This is a genomic window from Collinsella sp. AM13-34 (assembly GCF_003473055.1).
Lineage (GTDB): Bacteria > Actinomycetota > Coriobacteriia > Coriobacteriales > Coriobacteriaceae > Collinsella.
In genome coordinates, this window is the sequence record NZ_QRLE01000010.1 from 93,151 (window position 1) to 94,333 (window position 1,183).

A 1,183-nucleotide genomic window follows, 5' to 3' on the forward strand; every position below is an offset into this window, starting at 1 on the left:
CAACGGCGATCGCGGCAGAAACCAGCGCCCCCACCGGTGCAGTTGCCTTGCAGACGGAAGATGCGGCCGCCGCAAAAGAAAAAGCGTATGCAGCCATGCAGGAAGCGCTCAAAAACCTCGAGGCCGCAAATGACGCCGCAAGTCGCGAGAAAATTGCGGAAATCGATGATGACATTGCCGCATTTCAAGAGATCTACGACATGGTGGTGACGGAAGCCGCCAAACGGAGGGAACCCCTTCCCGCCATGCAAGCGAACGTCGATGCAGCCCAAGCCAAATACGAAGAGGCCCACAACCGGACAAGCGGCCTTCAGGCAGAATTAAATAAGGCAATCGACGACGGAGCTTCTAACGAAACTATTAAGCAGTTGCGAAGTGAGATCATGTCGGCAGAAAGGCGAGAAAAATCTTGTGAAGATGATCTTCACCACTGCCAACGCCGGCTCGAAAGCCAGGAAAGACAGGTTCAGTATTTCGAAAGTGAGGCAGAGGAAGCCAAAGCCCACATCGATGAGGACGTAGCCAAGCGAGATGCGCTCCTCGGCGATTTGGAAAAGGCGCAAGCGGCCTATGACGACGCCTGCAAGGCATACGAAGAGGCAAAAGCCGCGGCAGACAAGGCCACCTCGCCCGAGATAACGCAACCGGCAGAGACGACACCGCCCGCCGGCTCAGCGCAGCCGGCCGAGACGGCACAGCCCGCCAGCTCGCCCGCGACCGGCAAATACGCTCCATCGAGCTCCACCAAGCAAGCAGACACGACCGCCGGCAAGCTCGCGAACACGGGCGACACGGCGCCGAGCGCAATCGCACTCGCAGGAATCGCCGCCGCAGGACTCGGAATAACCGCCACAGCCACACGCCGCATCAGGAACCCAAAATAGCTGCCAGCGGTTATTGTCTTCGCCAATCCGCAAACCCAGAGACAAAAGAGGCCCGTTTCCCCAACCCAGGGAAACGGACCTTTTTAACTGCAAAATCCAAGCAACAGCACCGCCACCTCTTGAACAACGTAGCCATCAATGCCCAGACAACGCCAGCGAGCAGCAAAAGGCACGGGATTAAATTATTCAGATAAATGTAACCCTTCAGGCGGTTTTGGTCGGCTACCCGCGAGTGCCGGCAGGGCGCTTGGTAGTCGAGCGATCCCGCAGGCGAAGCCGAGGACCAGCGAGACACCAAG

The 1,183-nt window shown here is 58.1% G+C and carries 1 protein-coding gene; it reads left to right on the forward strand.

Features of this window, described 5'->3' with window-relative positions; genetic code table 11:
* Positions 1 to 884 (forward strand): LPXTG cell wall anchor domain-containing protein (locus DW151_RS05850; RefSeq protein ID WP_199579904.1); only part of this gene is annotated, 884 nt, incomplete at its 5' end.
* Positions 885 to 1,183 lie beyond the last annotated feature (299 nt).